At 32.2% G+C, this 20,332-nt stretch carries 18 protein-coding genes; 8 read left to right on the forward strand and 10 right to left on the reverse strand.

Annotated features, from left to right (window positions below):
• Nucleotides 1-10: 10 nt before the first annotated feature.
• Nucleotides 11-262, reverse strand: a complete 252-nt coding sequence (locus ACUUYC_RS24420) for a class I lanthipeptide (RefSeq protein WP_474270285.1) — start codon at nucleotides 260-262, stop codon at nucleotides 11-13.
• A gap of 285 nt (nucleotides 263-547) precedes the next feature.
• On the opposite strand from ACUUYC_RS24420, the gene ACUUYC_RS24425 reads away from it, so the two are divergent.
• The 7 genes from ACUUYC_RS24425 to ACUUYC_RS24455 all read left to right on the forward strand — a co-directional run bounded on the left by ACUUYC_RS24425 (nucleotide 548) and on the right by ACUUYC_RS24455 (nucleotide 7,266).
• Entirely contained in the window at nucleotides 548-985 is a 438-nt protein-coding gene (locus ACUUYC_RS24425; protein WP_474270573.1) for a Fur family transcriptional regulator, read from the forward strand.
• Between the two features lie 27 nt (nucleotides 986-1,012).
• On the forward strand, nucleotides 1,013-2,284 hold the full coding sequence (locus ACUUYC_RS24430) for an adenylosuccinate synthase (RefSeq protein WP_474270286.1): 1,272 nt from the start codon (nucleotides 1,013-1,015) through the stop codon (nucleotides 2,282-2,284).
• A 124-nt stretch (nucleotides 2,285-2,408) separates the two neighbouring features.
• Nucleotides 2,409-2,708 carry a hypothetical protein gene (locus tag ACUUYC_RS24435; RefSeq protein ID WP_474270288.1) on the forward strand — a complete coding sequence of 100 codons (300 nt, stop codon included), beginning with the start codon at nucleotides 2,409-2,411 and terminating at the stop codon, nucleotides 2,706-2,708.
• A gap of 3 nt (nucleotides 2,709-2,711) precedes the next feature.
• Nucleotides 2,712-4,577, forward strand: coding sequence for a DNA mismatch repair endonuclease MutL (gene mutL, locus ACUUYC_RS24440; RefSeq protein ID WP_474270289.1), 1,866 nt, complete (start codon nucleotides 2,712-2,714; stop codon nucleotides 4,575-4,577).
• A 3-nt stretch (nucleotides 4,578-4,580) separates the two neighbouring features.
• Nucleotides 4,581-5,348 (forward strand): rhomboid family intramembrane serine protease, encoded by a 768-nt coding sequence (locus tag ACUUYC_RS24445; RefSeq protein ID WP_474270291.1) that lies wholly within the window; start codon nucleotides 4,581-4,583, stop codon nucleotides 5,346-5,348.
• Between the two features lies 1 nt (nucleotide 5,349).
• Nucleotides 5,350-6,228: a rhomboid family intramembrane serine protease gene (locus ACUUYC_RS24450; RefSeq protein ID WP_474270293.1), complete on the forward strand. Its 879-nt coding sequence runs from the start codon at nucleotides 5,350-5,352 to the stop codon at nucleotides 6,226-6,228.
• 3 nt (nucleotides 6,229-6,231) lie between these two features.
• Nucleotides 6,232-7,266 (forward strand): endonuclease/exonuclease/phosphatase family protein, encoded by a 1,035-nt coding sequence (locus tag ACUUYC_RS24455; RefSeq protein WP_474270294.1) that lies wholly within the window; start codon nucleotides 6,232-6,234, stop codon nucleotides 7,264-7,266.
• An 84-nt stretch (nucleotides 7,267-7,350) separates the two neighbouring features.
• Here ACUUYC_RS24455 and ACUUYC_RS24460 read toward each other — a convergent pair whose 3' ends face one another.
• The 9 genes from ACUUYC_RS24460 to ACUUYC_RS24500 all read right to left on the reverse strand — a co-directional run bounded on the left by ACUUYC_RS24460 (nucleotide 7,351) and on the right by ACUUYC_RS24500 (nucleotide 17,759).
• Nucleotides 7,351-7,893 carry a hypothetical protein gene (locus ACUUYC_RS24460; RefSeq protein ID WP_474270296.1) on the reverse strand — a complete coding sequence of 181 codons (543 nt, stop codon included), beginning with the start codon at nucleotides 7,891-7,893 and terminating at the stop codon, nucleotides 7,351-7,353.
• Between the two features lie 1,129 nt (nucleotides 7,894-9,022).
• A complete protein-coding gene (locus tag ACUUYC_RS24465) occupies nucleotides 9,023-9,334 on the reverse strand; it encodes a DUF6122 family protein (RefSeq protein WP_474270297.1) in 312 nt (103 codons plus the stop codon).
• Nucleotides 9,334-9,954: a WbqC family protein gene (locus ACUUYC_RS24470; protein WP_474270576.1), complete on the reverse strand. Its 621-nt coding sequence runs from the start codon at nucleotides 9,952-9,954 to the stop codon at nucleotides 9,334-9,336. Before ACUUYC_RS24470 ends, ACUUYC_RS24465 begins: the two co-directional genes overlap by 1 nt.
• 136 nt (nucleotides 9,955-10,090) lie before the next feature.
• A complete protein-coding gene (gene lepB / locus ACUUYC_RS24475) occupies nucleotides 10,091-11,650 on the reverse strand; it encodes a signal peptidase I (RefSeq protein WP_474270298.1) in 1,560 nt (519 codons plus the stop codon).
• Nucleotides 11,651-11,745: 95 nt separating this feature from the next.
• Nucleotides 11,746-12,447 carry a 4-hydroxy-tetrahydrodipicolinate reductase gene (gene dapB / locus ACUUYC_RS24480; RefSeq protein WP_474270299.1) on the reverse strand — a complete coding sequence of 234 codons (702 nt, stop codon included), beginning with the start codon at nucleotides 12,445-12,447 and terminating at the stop codon, nucleotides 11,746-11,748.
• A gap of 34 nt (nucleotides 12,448-12,481) precedes the next feature.
• Nucleotides 12,482-13,081, reverse strand: a complete 600-nt coding sequence (locus ACUUYC_RS24485; RefSeq protein ID WP_474270300.1) for a DUF5683 domain-containing protein — start codon at nucleotides 13,079-13,081, stop codon at nucleotides 12,482-12,484.
• The gene (locus ACUUYC_RS24490; RefSeq protein WP_474270301.1) at nucleotides 13,071-13,976 is read right to left on the reverse strand and encodes a ParB/RepB/Spo0J family partition protein; all 906 of its coding nucleotides are present in this window, start codon (nucleotides 13,974-13,976) and stop codon (nucleotides 13,071-13,073) included. Before ACUUYC_RS24490 ends, ACUUYC_RS24485 begins: the two co-directional genes overlap by 11 nt.
• A gap of 9 nt (nucleotides 13,977-13,985) precedes the next feature.
• A complete protein-coding gene (locus ACUUYC_RS24495; protein WP_474270303.1) occupies nucleotides 13,986-14,756 on the reverse strand; it encodes a ParA family protein in 771 nt (256 codons plus the stop codon).
• Between the two features lie 150 nt (nucleotides 14,757-14,906).
• Complete coding sequence (locus ACUUYC_RS24500) at nucleotides 14,907-17,759, reverse strand: M16 family metallopeptidase (protein ID WP_474270305.1); 2,853 nt, start codon at nucleotides 17,757-17,759, stop codon at nucleotides 14,907-14,909.
• Between the two features lie 279 nt (nucleotides 17,760-18,038).
• Here ACUUYC_RS24500 and ACUUYC_RS24505 point away from each other — a divergent pair, with 279 nt between their 5' ends.
• Nucleotides 18,039-19,760 (forward strand): OstA-like protein, encoded by a 1,722-nt coding sequence (locus ACUUYC_RS24505; protein ID WP_474270306.1) that lies wholly within the window; start codon nucleotides 18,039-18,041, stop codon nucleotides 19,758-19,760.
• Nucleotides 19,761-20,332 lie beyond the last annotated feature (572 nt).

The following is a 20,332-nucleotide window of genomic DNA, read 5'->3' on the forward strand; positions in this document are numbered from 1 at the left end:
TTAAAGTTTTTTAGTTTGTACAAGCTTCAGTGTGGCAAGCATCCATACAAGTTGGTGGAATTGTTGTCACTCTTGTCGTATCAACTGGACATACATCTTTTGTATATCCACCAGTGCAAATACGTTCATCTGTCCATTTTATAGTTGTAATTATAATTGGATCAGAAGCTGCATCAATACCTCCGTGAAGACGGTTTTGTTGTAAATTGGAAATAACTTTCTTTCCTAGGCTAAGTTTAGTATTGAATTCTTTTTTTTTCATGATATATAAAACTTTGAGTTAATCACGTTCAAAATCACGTCCAAATAGACGCTTAAAACAATACTGTTTTATATATTTATAGGAGAATATATATTTCTGAAAATCAGAATTATACTTATTAAAAGTACGCTATTAATTGTAAAAAAACAAAAGATATTCAATTCTCACCTATTAAAATCATTGAACTTTTGAATTTGTTTTAAATTCCAATACATTTTTGTGTCCTAAAATTTGAAAAATAAGTGTAACTTTGCTTTTTAATCTTCAGCCAAGATGCAACAACAAATGGAGGAAAATAATCAAGATATTGTAAAAAACGTTTTTACAAAGTTTTTAGAAGATAACGGACATCGAAAAACTCCAGAGCGCTTTGCCATACTACAAGAAATATACGAAAGCGAAGAACACTTCGATATAGAGTCGTTATACATTAAAATGAAAAATAAAAATTATAGAGTGAGTAGAGCTACACTTTATAATACAATAGAACTTCTACTAGACAGTAACTTAGTTCGTAAACACCAGTTTGGTCAAAACCAAGCACACTACGAAAAATCATATTTTGATAAACAACACGATCACATTATCCTAACGGATTCAGGAGAAGTGATGGAATTCTGTGATCCACGAATTCAAATTATCAAAAAAACAATAGAAGAAATCTTTGACATTGATATTCACAATCATTCACTGTATTTCTACGCAACTAAGAAAAACAACTAACAACAACACACTAACTCAATTATTACAATGGCAGTAGATTTACTACTCGGACTTCAATGGGGAGACGAAGGCAAAGGAAAAATTGTTGACGTATTGACCGCCAACTACGATATTATTGCTCGTTTTCAAGGTGGTCCAAACGCAGGACATACACTCGAATTTGATGGAATTAAACACGTTTTGCGTACAATTCCTTCTGGAATTTTTCACGAAACAGCAACCAATGTCATCGGAAATGGTGTCGTAATCGATCCTGTAGTTTTCAAAAAAGAATTAGATGGTTTGGCACAATTTAATATTGACATTAAAACCAAACTCATCATTTCAAGAAAAGCACACTTAATTCTTCCAACGCATCGTTTATTAGATGCAGCTTCTGAAGCTTCTAAAGGAAAAGCGAAAATTGGTTCTACCTTAAAAGGTATCGGACCAACGTATATGGACAAAACTGGAAGAAACGGAATTCGTGTTGGAGACTTAGAATTAAACAATTGGAAAGAAAAATATCGTGCATTGACTAACAAGCATGAAGCGATGATTAAGTTTTACAATGTAGATGTTCAGTACGATTTAAAAGAAATGGAAACTGAATTCTTTGAAGCAGTAGAAGTTTTAAAATCATTACAATTTATTGATAGTGAAGAATATTTACACCAAGCTCAAAAAAGCGGAAAAACAATTTTAGCAGAAGGCGCACAAGGTTCGTTATTAGATATTGATTTCGGAACGTATCCGTTTGTAACTTCTTCTACTACAACTGCGGCTGGTGCATGTACAGGCTTAGGTGTAGCACCTAACAAAATAAAAGAAGTTTTCGGAATCTTTAAAGCATATACAACACGTGTAGGTTCTGGACCTTTTCCAACAGAATTATTTGACGAAGTTGGATCAGACATGGCACGAATTGGACATGAGTTTGGTGCCGTAACTGGAAGACCTAGACGTTGTGGATGGCTCGATTTAGTTGCGCTAAAATATACGGCACAAGTAAATGGTGTAACACAGTTAATGATGATGAAAGGTGATGTACTTTCTGGTTTTAAAACCTTAAAAGTATGTACAGCATACAAATACAAAGGAGAAACTATTTCACATCTTCCGTACAATATTGAGCCGGAAAACATTGAACCGATATATACAGATTTTAAAGGTTGGAAAGAAGATTTGACACAAATGTCAAGTCCTGATCAATTTCCTAAAGAATTGAATGATTACATTGATTTCTTAGAAAAAGAACTAGAAATTCCAATCAAAATTGTTTCTGTCGGTCCCGATAGAACGCAAACAATACACAGATAATCACACAAAAAGCTTCCAAACGGAAGCTTTTTAAATTTTAAATCAATACCATTTTAACAATTTTTATAAGTTTAGGAATGGTTTTTGTTCAGTTTTTAGGTAACTTTGATATAATTCTACGCCTATGTTTATAAAAGGAAATGTTTTTAAATTAAGAAAGAACAAACGATTCAATTATACACCTCGTTACTATGAAGGTAAAGAGACTGGAAACGTTTATGAAATAGAGTCAAGATTTGTAAAGAACAGAGAAGGTCTCAATGCAAATGACTTTGGAGGACACTGGAAAGAAGCACGAAAAGCCAATAGACATAGAGGAAATCGTGAAGTATCAGTTCGTTTACTAATCATAATTGGAGTACTTCTTTTAATTTTCTTGTATGTTATTGACTTTGACCTATCAATATTTACTAGAGGAAAATAATACATGGCAGACATAATAAGGCTTTTACCCGATCATGTTGCAAACCAAATTGCAGCAGGAGAAGTTGTGCAGCGACCTGCATCAGTGGTGAAAGAGTTACTTGAAAATGCAATAGATGCAAAAGCTACCGAAATCAAACTGATTGTTAAGGAAGCTGGAAAAACACTTATACACGTTATTGATAATGGCTTTGGAATGAGCGAAACAGATGCGCGACTTTCCTTTGAACGCCATGCTACGTCTAAAATTCAAGCAGCAGAAGATTTATTTAATTTAAATACGAAAGGTTTCCGTGGTGAAGCCTTAGCTTCTATTGCGGCAATTGCACATGTAGAATTACAAACAAAAAAAGAGGAAGCCGAACTTGGAACGCGCATTAAAATTGAAGGTAGTACTGTAGTCACACAAGAAGTTGTAACCACACCTACAGGAACTTCAATTGCAGTGAAAAATCTTTTTTATAATATTCCTGCACGCCGTAACTTTTTAAAATCTGACACGGTAGAATTACGTCATATTATTGATGAATTTCAACGTGTTGCCTTAGCGCATTCTGATATTGGATTTGTATTATATCACAATGGAAATGAACTATTTAATCTTCCTAAAAGTAATATACGACAACGTATTGTTAATATTTTAGGAGGAAAAACAAATGAAAAGTTAGTTCCTGTTGAAGAAGATACAGATATTGTTAAAATTAGTGGTTTTGTGGGTAAGCCCGAATTTGCAAAGAAGAGCAGAAACGAGCAGTTTTTCTTCGTGAATAATCGATTCATAAAAAGTCCATACTTACATCATGCAATTAATGCAGCGTTTGAAGGTTTACTGAAAGAAAAGATGCAACCAAGCTATTTTATCTATTTAGAAGTAAATCCTGAAACGATTGATATCAACATTCATCCGACAAAAACAGAGATAAAATTTGATGATGAACATTCGCTATATGCAATGCTTCGCGCAACTGTAAAACATAGTTTAGGGCAGTTTAATATTGCGCCTGTACTCGATTTTGATCGAGATGCGAATTTAGACACACCTTACGATTACAAAAATAAACAAGCAGCTGTTCCTAAAATTCAAGTAGATTCAAGCTTTAATCCATTTGCGGATGAAAAGAAGATTTCTGGAAATACAGCCACTGCTCCACGCTATTCAAACTTTAAGAAAGAATCAACTGAAGGTTGGGAAAGTTTATATGTCGGACTCGAATCAAACGCAAACAATACTACTCGTTTTTCTGGCGAAAGCATCGAGTTTGAATCAGAAGAAGTGACAAGTTCATTATTTGCAAACGATGAACCAAGAGAAACATTAACCTATCAATTACACAGAAAATACTTAGTAAGTTCTATAAAATCAGGAATTGTAATTATAGATCAACATAGAGCGCATCAACGTGTGTTGTACGAACAATTATTAAAAAATATAACGGTAAGTGAAGCGGTAAGTCAACAATTGTTGTTTCCAGTTACATTTTCGTTTTCCACAAGTGAAATTGCACTATTGCGAGAAGTCAAAGAAAGTTTAGAAAACATTGGATTCATGTTTAGCAACATTACGGATGATACCATTGAACTTTCGGGAATTCCATCAAACATATCGGAAAGTGAATTACAGATTATTATTGAGCAAATGCTTAACGATTTTCAAGGAGAAATCCCTGATACTGGATTCAGCCAGACAGATGTTTTAGTAAAATCACTAGCTAAAAGCATGGCAATTCGCACCGGAAAAAAATTAGAAGTAGCAGAACAAGAAGCCTTAGTAAATAATCTTTTTGCCTGTAAAGAACCGATGATTTCACCTTTTCAAAAAACCATCTTCATCACACTAAGCGTGGATGATTTAGATAAAAAATTCATATAAGTTATGATGCGGATTACGGAAACGGTTAAACATTTAATCATCATTAATGTCATTCTTTGGGTAGCTACTTTAATATTGGCAGACAGAGGAATAGACCTTGTAAGTCTATTTGCATTACATTTTCCTGAGAATGATTCATTCAGATTTTGGCAACCAATTACTAGTATGTTTATGCACTCAGTTATGAGTCCTATGCATATTTTATTTAATATGATTGGCTTATGGATGTTTGGTTCGTCACTAGAAATGCGATGGGGAAAAATTAAATTCCTAAGCTTTTACATGATTACAGGCGTTGGCGCTGGCTTAATACACACACTCGTTAATTATTATGGAGTGTACAGCAATATGGATATTCTTGTTGAAGCTGGATACAGTCAAGCTGAAATTTTAAATACCCTTAAAGAAGGTATGTATAATTCAGGTTGGAAAAATGTACTTACAGATGGCCAATTTACAACAATGACAGAATCTTTCCTTGTTCCTGCACTTGGAGCTTCAGGAGCATTATATGGTGTTTTAGTAGCGTTTGGTATGTTGTATCCGAATATGGAATTAATGATGATGTTTATACCAATTCCGATAAAAGCAAAGTATTTTATTCCAGGATTGTTAGCATATGATTTAATTTCAGGAATTTCTGGTGGCGCAGGGTTATTTGGTGGTGGAAACATTGCACACTTTGCGCATTTAGGTGGCGCATTATTTGGCTTTTTACTTATGTGGTATTGGAATAAAACACAGTTTAATAAAAATCGTTGGGACAGATAATATGAATTTACTTGATGACATAAAATATAGATATGCACGTCTTGGGTTTATTGGCAAATTAATCGCTATTAACTCCGCAATATTTATTGTACTCTATTTAGTTGAGTATTTATTTCAGAATAATATAATTACACGCTGGCTTTATCTTCCAAAAGCATTTGGAGATTTCTTTTTACAACCTTGGTCAATTATTACATATTCTTTTTTGCATGGAGATTTAATTCATTTGGCTTTTAATATGATTGGATTGTATTATATAGGACGATTATTTCTCTCAATATATTCAGAAAAACGTTTTTTAAATGTATACTTTTTAGGTGCTATTGTTGGTGGATGTTTTTTCCTATTGAGTTATAATTTATTTCCAGCTTTCATTGAACGAACACCTCCATTAGTTGGTGCTTCAGCTGCAATTATGGCTATTTTAATTTTTGTAACTACGGTTCGTGCCAATATGATTGTTGCAATTTTTAACTTTAAGATAGAGTTGTGGAAATTTGGAGCCTTTTTTGTGATTTTAGATTTAATCAGAATACCCATGAATGATGGCGCAAATGCTGGTGGATTTATATCACACTTAGGTGGCGCATTGTTAGGCTATGTATACGCAAAACGACTTCAAAAAGGAAGTGATATTGGTAGCGGATTTGAAAAAATGATGGATACTTTAGTGAGTTATTTTAAACCAAAAAAGAAATCTCCACTAAAAACTGTATACAAAAACAAAACAAAAAAGCGTTCTACTAAAACTAGTTCGCCATCACCAACAGAAAAACAACACAAAATTGATGGCATTTTAGATAAAATAAGTAAGTCTGGCTACGAAAGCTTGACAAAGGAAGAAAAGGACTTTTTATTTAAAGCAGGAAAGGAAAATTAATATATGGCTGAAAAGAAGAAAAAATTAGGTTTTTTTGGTAGAGTTGTCTTCTTCTTCAATTCGGTATTTGCTGCACTTTTACTTTTATCATATATATTACCATATGTAGTTCCAAAAAGCTTCCCGATTCTTTCAGTATTAAGTTTATTAGTTCCTGTTTTTATCATTATCAATTTCATCTTTTTGATTTATTGGGTTTTAAATGTCCGAAAGCAATTCCTATTATCACTATTGGTTTTAATTTTAGGCTATTCACATGTAACATCGTTATATAAATTTTCAGGAAAAACTACGGAACCTTCCCAACACTCAATTTCAGTAATGAGTTATAATGTGCGATTGTTTAATATTTATGAATGGATAAAACAAAAGCATGTCGATGATAAAATTGTAGATTTGATTCAAACAGAATCACCAGATATAATTGCGTTTCAAGAATTTCACACAAAACAAGAAGCTGATTTTAATTTCTATCCGTATAAATATGTTGCGTTAAAAGGAAAGAATAAAAAAACGGGACAAGCAATTTTTTCTAAATTTCCAATTATCCACAAAGGCTCACTGAAGTTTCCAAATACACCAAACAATGCAATCTATATAGATATTGTACAACAAAGCGATACAATTCGTGTGTATAATTTACATTTAGAATCGTTGCGAATTAACCCAAAAGAAGAAGAGTTTTCACAAGAAAATTCAGAACGATTGCTAAAACGTATGGCAAATACATTTAAAATGCAGCAATCGCAAGCAGAATTATTTGAGCTGAATCGAAAAAACTGTACTTACAAAAAAATCATCCTAGGCGATTTTAACAATACACAATTCTCAAATGTGTATAAAACCATTAAAGGCGATATGCAAGATGCATTCGTTAATTCAGGAAAAGGATTTGGAAAAACATTAGACTTCTCGTACTTCCCGATGCGAATCGATTTTATTTTGATTGATGAAACATTTAAGGTAAATAAATTTCAAACTTTCTCAGAACACTATTCCGATCATTACGCTATTAAAAGTGTGATTTCTATTGATTAATTGTTAGTTTGAGTGCAGTTGAGATCCTTTTCTTTTTCTATTGATTAGCTCTCTGTTCTTAAGATATTCGTCTTTTAATGGCAATCATTCTCCACTTTGCAAACGAATAGCTGTCATCACAAGGTTTAGTTCTCGAAATAATTCTGAATATTCTGATTTTCCACTTTCTAGATTCGACAGTATCTCTACTATTTTAGTATTTCCATTATTTGATAAGAAGTAGAAGTTTGCAATTCCTGCTTTAGGTAATTCAGTAGTTTCATATTGCTTACCTTTTGAAGAAAACACTTCTGCTTTTTCAATAAAATTTTTTACCACTTTTTGAACATTTTCATGTTGCCCAGCTCCAATAAATCCACCACCAGTACTTAAGTAAATACTTGTATCTCCTGTTGCATATGACACTACTGTTACCGTTGCATCACTCATATCTAAATCTGCTATAATCGCATATACTTTATCGGAATCATTTGGAATTTGCAAGCCAAGTTCTTCTGAAGTTACTGAAAATGCAATATTTCGTAAATCCATATAAGGATTTTTTTTCACTGTAGTATCTTGTGGTTGATCGTTTTTAGTTGTTTTAATAGTAGTAGTTTCAGGCTCAACTGACTTAGCTCTATTCATAAAAATCATTATTATAATTATTGCAACTACCGCTATTAAACTATATATTATCATTTTGATTTTCATTTTATATTTATAAATTCCTGTTTTTTAATTCACCCACAATAAAAATAATGTTTTTAAATATTTTCTGATATAAAACATGTCAAAAATCACAATCATCATTTAAGTAAAGCTTTATCGGATTTCACTTTCTCTTGATTTCTATTTCATTCATTTGATTTATTAATAATTTAAAATTTCAATGCTATGAAAAAGAAAATTACATCATTAATGCTTAACAAAAAGTCAATTTCAAACTTCAGAGATACTAATATTACCGGTGGTGACGCTTTTTATGACCATTATACGAGCAAACAATTTTGCAAAACTAAATGCTGTTCATCTGACCTATATCAAGATTGTACGGTTACGTATGAAGCTTGTATAACAGAACTAAGATTATGTGGTATGTTTTAAGGAATAAAAATATTTACAAAGTCATGTTTTCGTCAAACCGAATCCAGTTCGGTTTCTCCTAATAATTGAAAATAAATATCATAACCAGAAAGTTATATAAAATCACTTATAAGCATATAGCAAAACTGATTTTCTTGTTACAATATAAGTTTTCTCTCAAGTAAATATTTATCGGGGTTTACTTGCCGTTAGTTATTGTTTCTTTCTTTTGTTTGGTAAACATTTAATAATCAACATTATGAAAAAGAAAGCTACATTATTAGCGCTAAACAAAAAATCAATTTCAAAGTTTCAGAACAAAACAGTTCAAGGAGGAGCTTATTACACAAACGAACTAGTTACTAGCTTCCGCTATTGTAAATCAAAATGTTGCACTATGGGCAATACTTGTTGTGGAGGTCATTAATTGTAAACAAATTTAAATTTGTGTAAAAATAATATCGATTAAACTTTAAAAGGTTTGATCGATATTTTTATTTTTAGATCAGTCAGAATACCATAAAAATTGTGTAGCTCCTATATTGCTTATACACTATTTTTTATATTCATTACTCTTTTAATGAGATTCTGAATCAAGTTCAGAATGACGCGTATCTAATACCTAACAAAAGTCTAAATTCTAATAGCGTTAGCGATCTAAAATCTAACAGCGAAGCGATCTATTTTTGCCCTACATCATCCAGCAATCTACAGTATCAGCAAGTATATGAAGTAATAAACCAATTCCTAAAACGCGTGTTTTTTTAAACAATAAAAACCCTGCGTAGACAACAATTGCATAGTAACTGTGTAATGGATGAAAGTTGATACTACAACGATTTGGATCAAAAATTGGTGTTGCTAATAGATGATCGAGATCAATAAACATGACTAAAACAAATATGAAATATGTCGTTTTCCATTGTTTGCGATACACAAAAAAAGCAATGAGTAACGGAAAGATAAAGTGTAATCCGTAGTGAACACAAGTTCTGAGTAACATTATGAAATAGTTTGTTTTTCTAAATACGTAAGTGCATTTGTACCTTCATTGAAAAGTAAGTCTAAAATGCTAAGATTTGGAATGAAACCATGTTTGTCGTCAAATACCTGCGTATAGTTTTCAAAACCATAATCCGGTTCTTTTTTTACAACTGCAAGTTTTCTACAATCATGTATATCTGCAACAATTGGTTGATATGTTGTCGTTTTAGATGTTTCTATATCTAACTGCAAACACTCATTAATCAAATGGATTGTATCTAAATTCAAGTCCATTAAAAAGGCATATCGTTTTTCAAATAATGGACGCAATTCATCTTCATAGTATTCAAAATAAGGTGAAGTTCTGTAAGCAGATTCTAAGGATTTCCAATGCAAACGTTGCCAAGGTGTTTCGTTCGCAATTTTGATTTCTTTATATTTTTGATGCTTTACAGCTTTATCATGTCGCACAGGAACATTGAACATTAGTTTTCCATTAGCTCCATATACATACGTACGATTACGATAGGTTTGCTTTTGAAAATTATCTTCCATTTCAAACACAATATGTTCCGCTTTCGCAAATTGTACATACTGCGCAATACTTGGAAAATATGTTGGATGGATTAGAGTTTTCAGTCCTTTATGAGTTATGAGTTATGAGTTATGAGTTATGAGTTATGAAAGCTATCTTTTTAGAATTACATATCAAACAAATCAACAATTAAGGAATTGACACATTTTCAAATTAATCCATTACTACATTAATAAACTACTACTTAGCTGCTTTCTTTTTCTTTCTGAAATGATTAAACACAAACCAACCTGCTAACAATATTAAGAAATATCTAAAGTATGAAATTGGGCTTCCTTCTCCACTTACTGTTGTAAATAGTCTGTTCCAACGTATTTTATTAAATCCTGAAGCTTTTGTATCCCAGCTCATCCATACAAATACTGGTTTTCCTAAAACGTGATCAAATGGTACAAATCCCCAACTTCTAGAATCTTGTGAATTTCCACGATTGTCTCCCATCATCCAATAGTAATCTTGATTGAATGTGTATGAAGTTATCGCTTCACCATCAATCAAAATTTGATCACCTTTTACGGTTAAGTTTTGACCTTCATATTCAGAAATTACACGTTTGTATAATGGTAAATTTGCTTTGGTTAACTTAACTGTAGCTCCTTTGGCAGGAATGGTCATTGGTCCAAAGTTAAAATTATTCCACTTGTAATTTTCAGCGTGTGGAAAAACACTGTTATCCTTTGTTCCTTTAGGTATTGTATACTTATCTACAGAAAGCACATTAGGATGATTTTTTAGTTTTTCTGCCGATGCTTCTGTTACTGCAGGAAAAATAGCTGTTCCTTGTTTATCAATATAAGAATAGCCATCTGTAATATCATATGCATCATGCAAATATTGATCATTGAAACGACTTCCTTTTGTTTTCACAATGTAGCTAAATTGTAACTTTGACCTGCCTGGTAAATCATTTTGAATTCCATTAGTGAATACAAATCCATCACGTATTTCTAGCTTATCTCCTGGTAAACCTACACAACGTTTTACATAGTTAGAACGCTTGTCTAAAGGTTTGTAAATAACTTTACTATTCGGATTATCAATTATGGTTAATGTATCTGCTGGCCAGTTAAATACCACAATATCATTTCGCTCAATAGTTTCAAATCCTGGAAATCTGTAGTATGGTAATTGTGGTTCTGTTAAATACGATTTTAAACCTGTTAATGGAATTGCATCGTGTACCATTGGTGCAGCAACAGCTGTCATTGGCGTTCTTGCTCCGTAATGTATTTTGCTTACAAATAAGAAATCACCAACTAATAATGTTTTTTCTAAAGATGATGAAGGAATTACAAATGGCTGCATTACATAAGTATGTACCAATGTTGCTGCAACAACTGCAAACAATATGGAAGCAATCCATTCTCCAGTTGTCGTTCTTGGCTTCAAACTTCTGTCGTGTACATATTCTACATCTAACATATAGTTTACATAGTATATGTATAAACCTAAGGTTAAAACAACAGCAACAGTTTCAAAACGTTCTGTACGTCCAAAACTACGAATCGTTTCTACCCAAAGTACAGGAAATACAATCAATTGAATGATTGGAATAAATAATAATATAATCCAATACCATTCTTTTGGTCTATTGATAATTTTCATTAAAACATATGCATTGTATACAGGAACTGCAGCTTCCCAAGCTTTTCGTCCTGCTTTTACGTATAGTTTCCACGTTCCAAGAAAATGAATTACCTGAACGGCAAAGAAAATGGTCAATAACTGTAATGGTGTCATTTGTTGTATTTTTTATAATTCAATACTGCATAAGTACTGAATCCTGTTGGTTATTCACAAATATATATTGCGAAAGTTACTATTTTTTATATTTATTATATGTTTAACACGTCTTTCATGGTGAAAACGCCTTCTTTATTTTGAATCCATTCTGCTGCAACTACAGCGCCCAAAGCAAATCCTTGACGATTGTGTGCTTCATGCTGAATAGAAATCGTATCAATAGAAGAAGTATAGGTAATTTCGTGTGTTCCAGGAACTTCAGGAATACGCTTTGCTACAATTGGAATTTCAGTAGCTCTTTCAGCCGCGTCTAATTTCCAATCACTGTAAGTTGTATTTTCAATAATTCCTTCAGCAAGTGTAATTGCTGTTCCACTTGGTGCATCTAGTTTTTTGGTGTGATGAATTTCTTCGATTCCAACGCTATAATCTTCTAACTGCGACATCATTTTTGCCAAATACGCATTCATCTCAAAGAAAATATTGACGCCTAAACTAAAGTTAGAAGCATAAATAAATGCTCCTTTTTCCGCTTTACACAAAGAAACAATTTCGTCATAACGATCTAACCAACCGGTTGTTCCTGAAATAACAGGTGTTTGATGCTTGATACAATGCGAAATGTTTTGAAATGCTGCTGATGGAATACTAAAATCTATAGCTACATCTACTTTTGAAAAGTCATAGCTTTCAATATCTTTCGAGATTTTATAAATGATTGTATGTCCACGTTGAAGCGCTACTTTTTCAATCTCCTTCCCCATTCTACCGTAACCGAGCAATGCAATGTTCATATACTATATTTTTTGAAGCTACTTTGTGAAGAAGTTAAAACTTAAAGTTTAGCGTTAGTCCTAAATTTCGATTGAAATCAATTTCATTTTGATCTATATGCGGACGAAATGACAAATCATCGCTCACATTAAATTGTAATAAATGCGCATCAACATTAGCGTCAACAATATTTAACACATAAGCAACAACCGTTAATAATAACGATAAATCTCTGTTCCGTTGATAAAATTCTTGTGCATCAATTAGTGCATTTGCATCTGGAACAACTAAGCTAAATTCGTCTTTTACTCCTGCCAAACGTTGTTTATAAGCAGTTCTATAACGATTATATTGCTTGTTGTTAGTGATATAGAAATAAATTCCTGTTCCCATTGCTGCATATACAATTGGAATTTTCCAGTATTTTTTATTGTATGCTTGTCCTAATCCAGGCAATATTGCAGAATAGAATGCCGCTTTTGAAGGCGATAACGGATTGATTTCTTTTTTTGCAATATTTATAGTGTCTTGTACCACCAACAGCGATTCAGCCTTTTGCTTCTCCACTTTTCCGTCTTTTCCTTCTTCAGTTTGCGACCATGCGTTTGTTATAAAACACAAGCTACAAAGTAGTATGATGATTTTATTTCCCACTCTTTAGTAATTTTTTAATTCGTGCAAAGTCTTGTTCTGAATGAAATGGAATGGTAATTTTCCCTTTTCCATTCGTTCCAACTTTTACATCAACATTGTGACCAAAATATTCTGAGAAATCACGAATTCCTTTTTTCACAAATTTAGGAACAGCTTCTGCCTCCTTTTTTGGTGTTTCAATTGTTTTATCTTTTTTATAATTCTTCACCAACTCTTCTGTTTCACGAACAGATAGTGATTTGGTAAGAATCATTTCATAGATTTCTAATTGATCGTTTGTGTTTTCTACATTTACCAACGTACGTCCATGTCCCATACTCAGAAAGCCATCGCGCATTCCAGTTTGTACAATTGGATCAAGTTTTAATAAACGTAAGTAGTTAGCAATCGTGGAACGTTTTTTTCCAACACGTTGACTCATTTGTTCTTGCGTTAAGCTAATTTCGTCAATTAATCGTTGGTATGATAAAGCTATTTCAATAGGATCTAAGTCAGAACGTTGAATGTTTTCCACCAATGCCATTTCTAACGATTCTTGATCGTTTGCAATACGCACATACGCAGGAATCGTTTCTAATCCAATTAATTTGGATGCTCTAAAACGACGTTCTCCAGAAACTAATTGATAGTTTTCAAAACCTAGTTTACGAACTGTTATTGGCTGAATTACGCCTAATTCTCTAATGGAAGAAGCCAATTCACGAAGCGTTTCTTCATTGAAATTTGTTCGTGGTTGAAACGGATTTACTTCAATTGTATCAATTGCTAGTTCTACAATATTCCCTACTACTTTGTCTGCATTTTTATCCGAAACTGATGTTATATCGTTTTTAGGATCTTTTAGTAATGCGGACAATCCTCTACCTAGTGCTTGTTTTTTTGTTGCCTTCGCCATAAATCAATCTTATTTACCACTATTTTTTTTGATCACTTCGTGTGCTAAACTTAAATAATTGCTTGCACCTTTACTTCCAGCATCATAGTTAATGATACTTTCTCCATAACTTGGAGCTTCACTCAATCGTACATTTCGTTGAATGATTGTTGAAAACACCATATCGTTGAAATGTTTCTGTACTTCTTCTACTACTTGGTTTGATAAACGTAAGCGTGAATCGTACATTGTTAATAACAATCCTTCAATATCTAAAGCAGCATTGTGTATTTTTTGAACACTTTTTATTGTGTTTAATAACTTTCCTAACCCTTCTAATGCAAAATACTCACATTGTATCGGAATCATTACAGAGTCTGCCGCTGTTAATGCATTTAAGGTTAATAACCCTAATGATGGCGCACAATCAATTAAAATATAATCATATTGATTTTTAATTGGTTTTAGCGCTTTTTTCAACATATATTCACGTTGATCCTTGTCTACCAGCTCTATTTCAATCGCTACCAAGTCAATATGTGCAGGAATCATACTTAAATTTGGCGAGCTTGTTTCCACAATAACGTCTGCCGCATTTGCCGTATGTTCTAACACTTGGTAGGTTCCTTTTTCAACAGCTTCAACATCAATTCCTAATCCAGAAGTTGCATTAGCTTGTGGATCAGCATCTATTAATAAAACTTTCTTTTCAAGAACGCCTAAAGAAGCTGCTAAGTTTACAGATGTCGTCGTTTTTCCTACTCCACCTTTTTGATTTGCGATAGCAATTATTTTGCCCATGTTTTGTTTGAGGATTTTAAGCGATAAAAATACAATTATTATTGAGTTAATGAAATGAAAATTATTAACAAACATGATAATGTTTCGTTAAAACTAGGCACAAAAAAACCGCTTAGATATTTCTAAGCGGTTTTGATACGTTATATGCTTTTATTTTTCAGGATTATGAATCCCTAAAATATAGCCACTATTTAAATATTTTTTTGCAACATTTTGAATGTCTTTTGCTGTAATTCCATTTACAGATGCTTCAAAATTCAACATTCTATTTACGTCTCTATCCATATAATCAGAATTTGATAAGTAACGTAACCAGAAGCGATTCTTTTTAATTTCCTCTTTGTTTTCTAACAGATTCGATTCTTTTACTTTGCTGACATCTTTTTCTGTTGGACCGTCATCTATAATTGTTTGTAATTCTGCCAAAGCAGCATCTTTTAATTTGTCTACGTTTTCAGGTCCACATGGAAATGATATTCTAAAATTATACCAACCATAAGGATACGAACGCATGCTTCCGTTTGCTCCTGCTCCATAAACGCCACCTTCTTGCTCACGCAGTTTTTCAATAAGTTTGATACTTAGTATTTCTCCTAAAAGTTGTAATGATCTTGCTTCTTTAGCATTGTACTCAGTTTCTCCATTGAAAATGATTTGTACAGCACTTTTAGGATCTTCTCCTTTTTCTATAATTTTTGTATGTTTTCCTGTTATTGGTCGGAATGATGATAATTTAGGCGCTTCATTTGAGTTTTTACCTGGTAAACTTGCTAAATATTTGGTAGCATATGCAGCTAGTTTTTTCTCATCAACATTTCCAACAAAATAAAAGTTGAAATCACCAGCATCTGCAAATCGTTCTTGGTATTTTTCATATGCTAAGTTATAATCACTAGCATCCATCATTTCAGGAGTTGGAAATCCTTGGTATCTTGGATTTTTTCCATTCATAAATTTCCCCATTTGAAACTGGAAATAAAATTGAGGGCTTTTCATAATATTAGCTAAAAATCCTTTTTGTTTTGTGATATAGGAATTATATGCTTTTTCATCTTTATTTAATTTGGTAAAATATAAATGTGTCATTTGGAATAATTCTTCCAAGTCTTTTGGTGTAGCACTTCCGTTAAATCCTTCTCGGTACGATCCAATATATGGTGAAACACGCGCAATTTTTCCAGACATCATTTTTCGTATATCAATTTTTGAGAAACCATTTACACCAGCTTCAGCCAATCCTCGATTTGCAGAACCAATTGCCTTAAATTCTTCATCAGTATATAATGAACTTCCTCCAAAACTAAATGCTGAGAATAGCACCTCATCGTTTTTAAAATCTGTCTTTTTGTATACAACTTTAGCTCCGTTGCTTAGTGTTAAGGTTGTCACACCAATTTCATCATTTGAAGTTTTATTTGTAATAGTTCCTGCTGGTGGCAATTCTGAAATTAAAGAACTCCCTACTTCTTTGTCTTCATATGGTTTAATGTCTTTCGACGAAACTCCATTGAGAACTGCTAGCACTTCTGCTTCTGTAATTTTTGGTGTATCCTCTTTTTCTGGACCAGTTAATACAATTACTCTATTAGTATCTCGTAGATATGTATTGATCACTTTATTAATTTCTTCTAATTTAATAGTAGGCAATTGTTCTTTGTAGAAATTATATGACCATTCTATTCCTGGTATAGGATTTCCTGATAAAAAGTTACTTACATATTGTCCAACAATTCTGTTTGACTCTAGCTTATTTCTATCCTTGAACGCTTTTTCAAGTCGTGCCATGATATTCTTCTTAGCTCTTTCAAATTCTCCTTTACCAAATCCGTATTTACGTGCACGTTCGTTTTCTTCCAATAACGTTGACAATGCTGTCAATTGTCCATCAGCTGCTGACATTGCAGTAGATTGATAGGCATCTTTTGTTCGTGCCCAAGTGCCTCCATGATAACTAGATCCAAAAACAAACGGTGGTTTTTCAGATTCTGCCAATTCACTTAAACGATTATTGATCATCTGAGAGAATAAACCTTTTACAATTCGTTTTCTGTAATCATCTGTTGTTACCACTTTCTTTGGTACGCCTAAATCTTTAAATAATACTTGTATTTGCGTAAATGATGCTTCTTTATCTGTTTCAATAGCAACAAACGTTTCATCATGATTTTTCACATCATGCGTAACTCTTGGCTTTGGATTTACTGCTGCAGGAATTTTTCCAAAGTGTGATTTTATTTTTTCTTCTAACACAGCAACATCTACATCTCCAACAGCAATAACTGCCATTAAATCTGGACGATACCAATCTTTATAAAATCGTCTAAGGCTTTCATATTTAAAATTTTCTATAACTTCTTTTGTTCCAATCGGTAAGCGCTTTGCATATTTAGAACCGTACATTATTTTTGGTAAATATTTTTGTAACATACGTTCGTTTGCACCTTTTCCTAAACGATATTCTTCTAGTACAACACCTCTTTCATTATCAATTTCTTCATCTGTCAACAATGCATTATGTGCCCAGTCTTCAATAATTTGAAATCCTTTTTCAAGTTTTTCAGGATCATCACTTGGTATTGGTAAGATATATACCGTTTCATCAAAACTTGTATAAGCATTTAAGTGTGCTCCAAATTTTACTCCGATGCTTTGCAGATAATCAACAAGTTCGTTCTTTTTGAAGTTTTTTGTTCCATTGAAATTCATATGCTCCATAAAATGTGCCAATCCAAGTTGGTCTTCATCTTCCAAGATAGAACCTGCATTTACAACTAAACGCAATTCTACTTTATTTTCAGGTTTACCATTATTTCTAATGTAATATGTAAGTCCATTAGAAAGTTTCCCCATTTTCACATTAGGATCCGTAGGAATCTTTGTTCCATCAATGGTAGTACTTATTAGGTCGCTTTGTACACTTTGTTTTGATTGTGCAGTTGCTTTAAATGAACTGCCCAGACTCACCAAAAATAGGAGCCCAAAGAGAATAATTTGTTTTTTCATGATTGTGGTTTTAATTATTTAATTCGTTTAAAAATAACATATAATGTTATAGTTATTGAGTAGCAAACTAAAATTTTAACATTAAATTGTGAGTTTAAGACTACTATTATAATTTCGCTCTCTATAGTTTTTATTACATAATTGTAAGTTCTAATATGTTAGGAGTTAAAAATTCATAATTTTTAAGCATTACTAGCAAAAAAGATTATTTTTGAGCGAATTTTTAATCATTATACATTTAAAAAGTATTCAGATTATAATTATTAGCGTAGCATTTTTATGAAAAAATTATTCATCCTATTGTTCTTAGCACAAATTGCATTTGGGCAAAATCCGGCTTCTAAAGGTGGAGAAACAGTCATCAAAATTGTATATGGTGGTGATTTGAAGGTAGATGAAAATAAATATCCAGGAGCCAAAATATTCTCTAAAACAACAACAGGTCAAGTCCGATTTGAACATGAAGGAATGGATTTGTGGTGTGATAGAGCTGTACTATTTCAAGATAGAAATTGGGTAAAAGCATATGGAAATGTTTTTATTCAACAAGGTGATTCTGTTGAAATGACTAGTGAATACATTGAATATGATGGAGATACAAAATTAGCAGTTTCCAAACGAAATGTACGTTTGCAAAATACAGATATGACCTTAACAACTGATACGTTATATTTTGATCGCAATCTGCAAGAAGCTTATTTTACAACAAAAGGCGTTGTAAAAGATAGTGCCACAACACTTACAAGTATTGAAGGTCGCTATTTTATGCCAAAAAAGAAGTATCAATTTTTAAAAGATGTCGTGATTACGAATCCTGAATACACGGTAAATTCAACACAACTAGATTATTATACAGATTCCAAACACGCATATATGTATGGACCTTCTACTATTAAAGGTGAAGAATATACTATATTTTGTAAACGAGGATTTTACAATACGGTTACTGAAAAAGGATATTTTGTAAAAGAATCTAGAATTGATTATGACAATCGTATTATAAATGGTGATAGTTTATACTTTGAAAAAAGCTCAGAATTTGCTTCTGCCACCAATAATATAAAAATTACGGACACGATTAATAATATGGTGCTCAAAGGTCATTATGGCGAAGTATACAAAGCTAAAGATTCTGCGTATATCACTAAGCGAGCTGTCGCCATTAGTTTAGTAGAAGCTGATTCTATGTACATTCACGGTGATCGTTTGTTAGTTACTGGTCCGCCAGAAAGTAGAGTAATTCGTGCGTATAGAAATGTGAAGTTTTTCAAAACGGATATGAGCGGAAAGTGTGATTCTTTGTTTGCAGATAACAAATCAGGTATTACAAAAATGATCCGTAAACCTATTATGTGGAACGGCGATAGTCAAATGACAGGTGATACTATTTTCTTGATTTCGAATGTAAAAACAGAAAAACTCGATTCTTTAAAAGTAATTAATAATGCTTTTATTGTGAGTAAAGATACACTCGGCGAAGGTTACAATCAGGTAAAAGGGAAAAATCTGTATGGCAAATTTGAAGAGAACAACTTGCGCGAAGTAGATGTTGTTAAAAATACCGAAGTTGTGTACTTTATGTATAATGATGAAAATGAATTTATTGGAATTAACAAAACAATTTGTAGTGCAATCAACTTAACATTGAATGAAAGTCAAATTGAAGACATTACCTTTTTCACACGACCTGATGGTGTAATTTATCCTGATAAAGATTTACCAAAAAACGCACGTAAACTTCGAGGTTTTATTTGGCGTGGTGATGAACGCATGTATTCCAAAGATGATATTTTTGATGAAGATGATAACAATATTGTATTGCCAGTAATTCGTGGAATCAATAATGCAATGGATCCGCTGGAAGAAGAAAAAGATCCTGATGAGGAAAAGAAAAAGCCAGTTGTAAAAGCAAAAGCTGTGACTCCAAAAAAGAAAAAAATCTACGAAAAGAAGAAACTTGCTGTCCAACCTAAAGCTAAAACTAAATTAAAAGAACAGTAAGTTGAACATAGGAATGTATTTATAACACCTAACTTATAGCTATTCAATCTTTTAATTCTTAAATTTAAACTTCAAACTTGTAACATATCTTAATTTCTTGTGTCTAAATTAATAAAGTCATTTAGAATATGGTGAATACAAAAAAGATACTAACAAGCTTCAATGATACAGTTCAAAACAAACTGTTTGTTGTTTTTCTATTTTCTATACTGTTTACATCTTTCCTAGGTATAATTATGTTTGAGGTCTTAAATTTAGATCCTGCAAATAGTAGGATTTTTGAACCAGTTATAAAATCTATTGACAATTTTTTCATGCTGAAATACTACATATATCCTATTGTATATGCATCGATTTTCTTTTTTACTAAAACAAAAACAAATCTTTTTTACTCCAGAATACATGTCATATTCTTTTTTACAATTCCTCTTATAAGATTTTTTATTGAAGTTAATTATAGTGTTATACTTACTCTAGAAGTTCTTTCTATTCTTGTATTTATTCTAAATATATATTACACCATTGTAAAAAATGAAAAAAGAAGTGAACCTCTTAATCTCAGAGAATAGTAA

The sequence above is a fragment of the Kordia sp. E genome (assembly GCF_056033805.1).

Excerpts from the sequence above, each read along its gene's own strand:
- ACUUYC_RS24500 (WP_474270305.1), bottom strand. The coding sequence starts at position 17,759 with ATGAAAAAACAAATTATTCTCTTTGGGCTCCTATTTTTGGTGAGTCTG.
- ACUUYC_RS24490 (WP_474270301.1), bottom strand. The coding sequence starts at position 13,976 with ATGGCGAAGGCAACAAAAAAACAAGCACTAGGTAGAGGATTGTCCGCA.
- ACUUYC_RS24455 (WP_474270294.1), top strand. The coding sequence starts at position 6,232 with ATGGCTGAAAAGAAGAAAAAATTAGGTTTTTTTGGTAGAGTTGTCTTC.
- mutL (WP_474270289.1), top strand. The coding sequence starts at position 2,712 with ATGGCAGACATAATAAGGCTTTTACCCGATCATGTTGCAAACCAAATT.
- lepB (WP_474270298.1), bottom strand. The coding sequence starts at position 11,650 with ATGACACCATTACAGTTATTGACCATTTTCTTTGCCGTTCAGGTAATT.
- ACUUYC_RS24435 (WP_474270288.1), top strand. The coding sequence starts at position 2,409 with ATGTTTATAAAAGGAAATGTTTTTAAATTAAGAAAGAACAAACGATTC.
- ACUUYC_RS24505 (WP_474270306.1), top strand. The coding sequence starts at position 18,039 with ATGAAAAAATTATTCATCCTATTGTTCTTAGCACAAATTGCATTTGGG.
- ACUUYC_RS24450 (WP_474270293.1), top strand. The coding sequence starts at position 5,350 with ATGAATTTACTTGATGACATAAAATATAGATATGCACGTCTTGGGTTT.
- ACUUYC_RS24425 (WP_474270573.1), top strand. The coding sequence starts at position 548 with ATGGAGGAAAATAATCAAGATATTGTAAAAAACGTTTTTACAAAGTTT.
- ACUUYC_RS24465 (WP_474270297.1), bottom strand. The coding sequence starts at position 9,334 with ATGTTACTCAGAACTTGTGTTCACTACGGATTACACTTTATCTTTCCG.
- dapB (WP_474270299.1), bottom strand. The coding sequence starts at position 12,447 with ATGAACATTGCATTGCTCGGTTACGGTAGAATGGGGAAGGAGATTGAA.
- ACUUYC_RS24460 (WP_474270296.1), bottom strand. The coding sequence starts at position 7,893 with ATGAATAGAGCTAAGTCAGTTGAGCCTGAAACTACTACTATTAAAACA.
- ACUUYC_RS24430 (WP_474270286.1), top strand. The coding sequence starts at position 1,013 with ATGGCAGTAGATTTACTACTCGGACTTCAATGGGGAGACGAAGGCAAA.
- ACUUYC_RS24495 (WP_474270303.1), bottom strand. The coding sequence starts at position 14,756 with ATGGGCAAAATAATTGCTATCGCAAATCAAAAAGGTGGAGTAGGAAAA.
- ACUUYC_RS24445 (WP_474270291.1), top strand. The coding sequence starts at position 4,581 with ATGATGCGGATTACGGAAACGGTTAAACATTTAATCATCATTAATGTC.
- ACUUYC_RS24420 (WP_474270285.1), bottom strand. The coding sequence starts at position 262 with ATGAAAAAAAAAGAATTCAATACTAAACTTAGCCTAGGAAAGAAAGTT.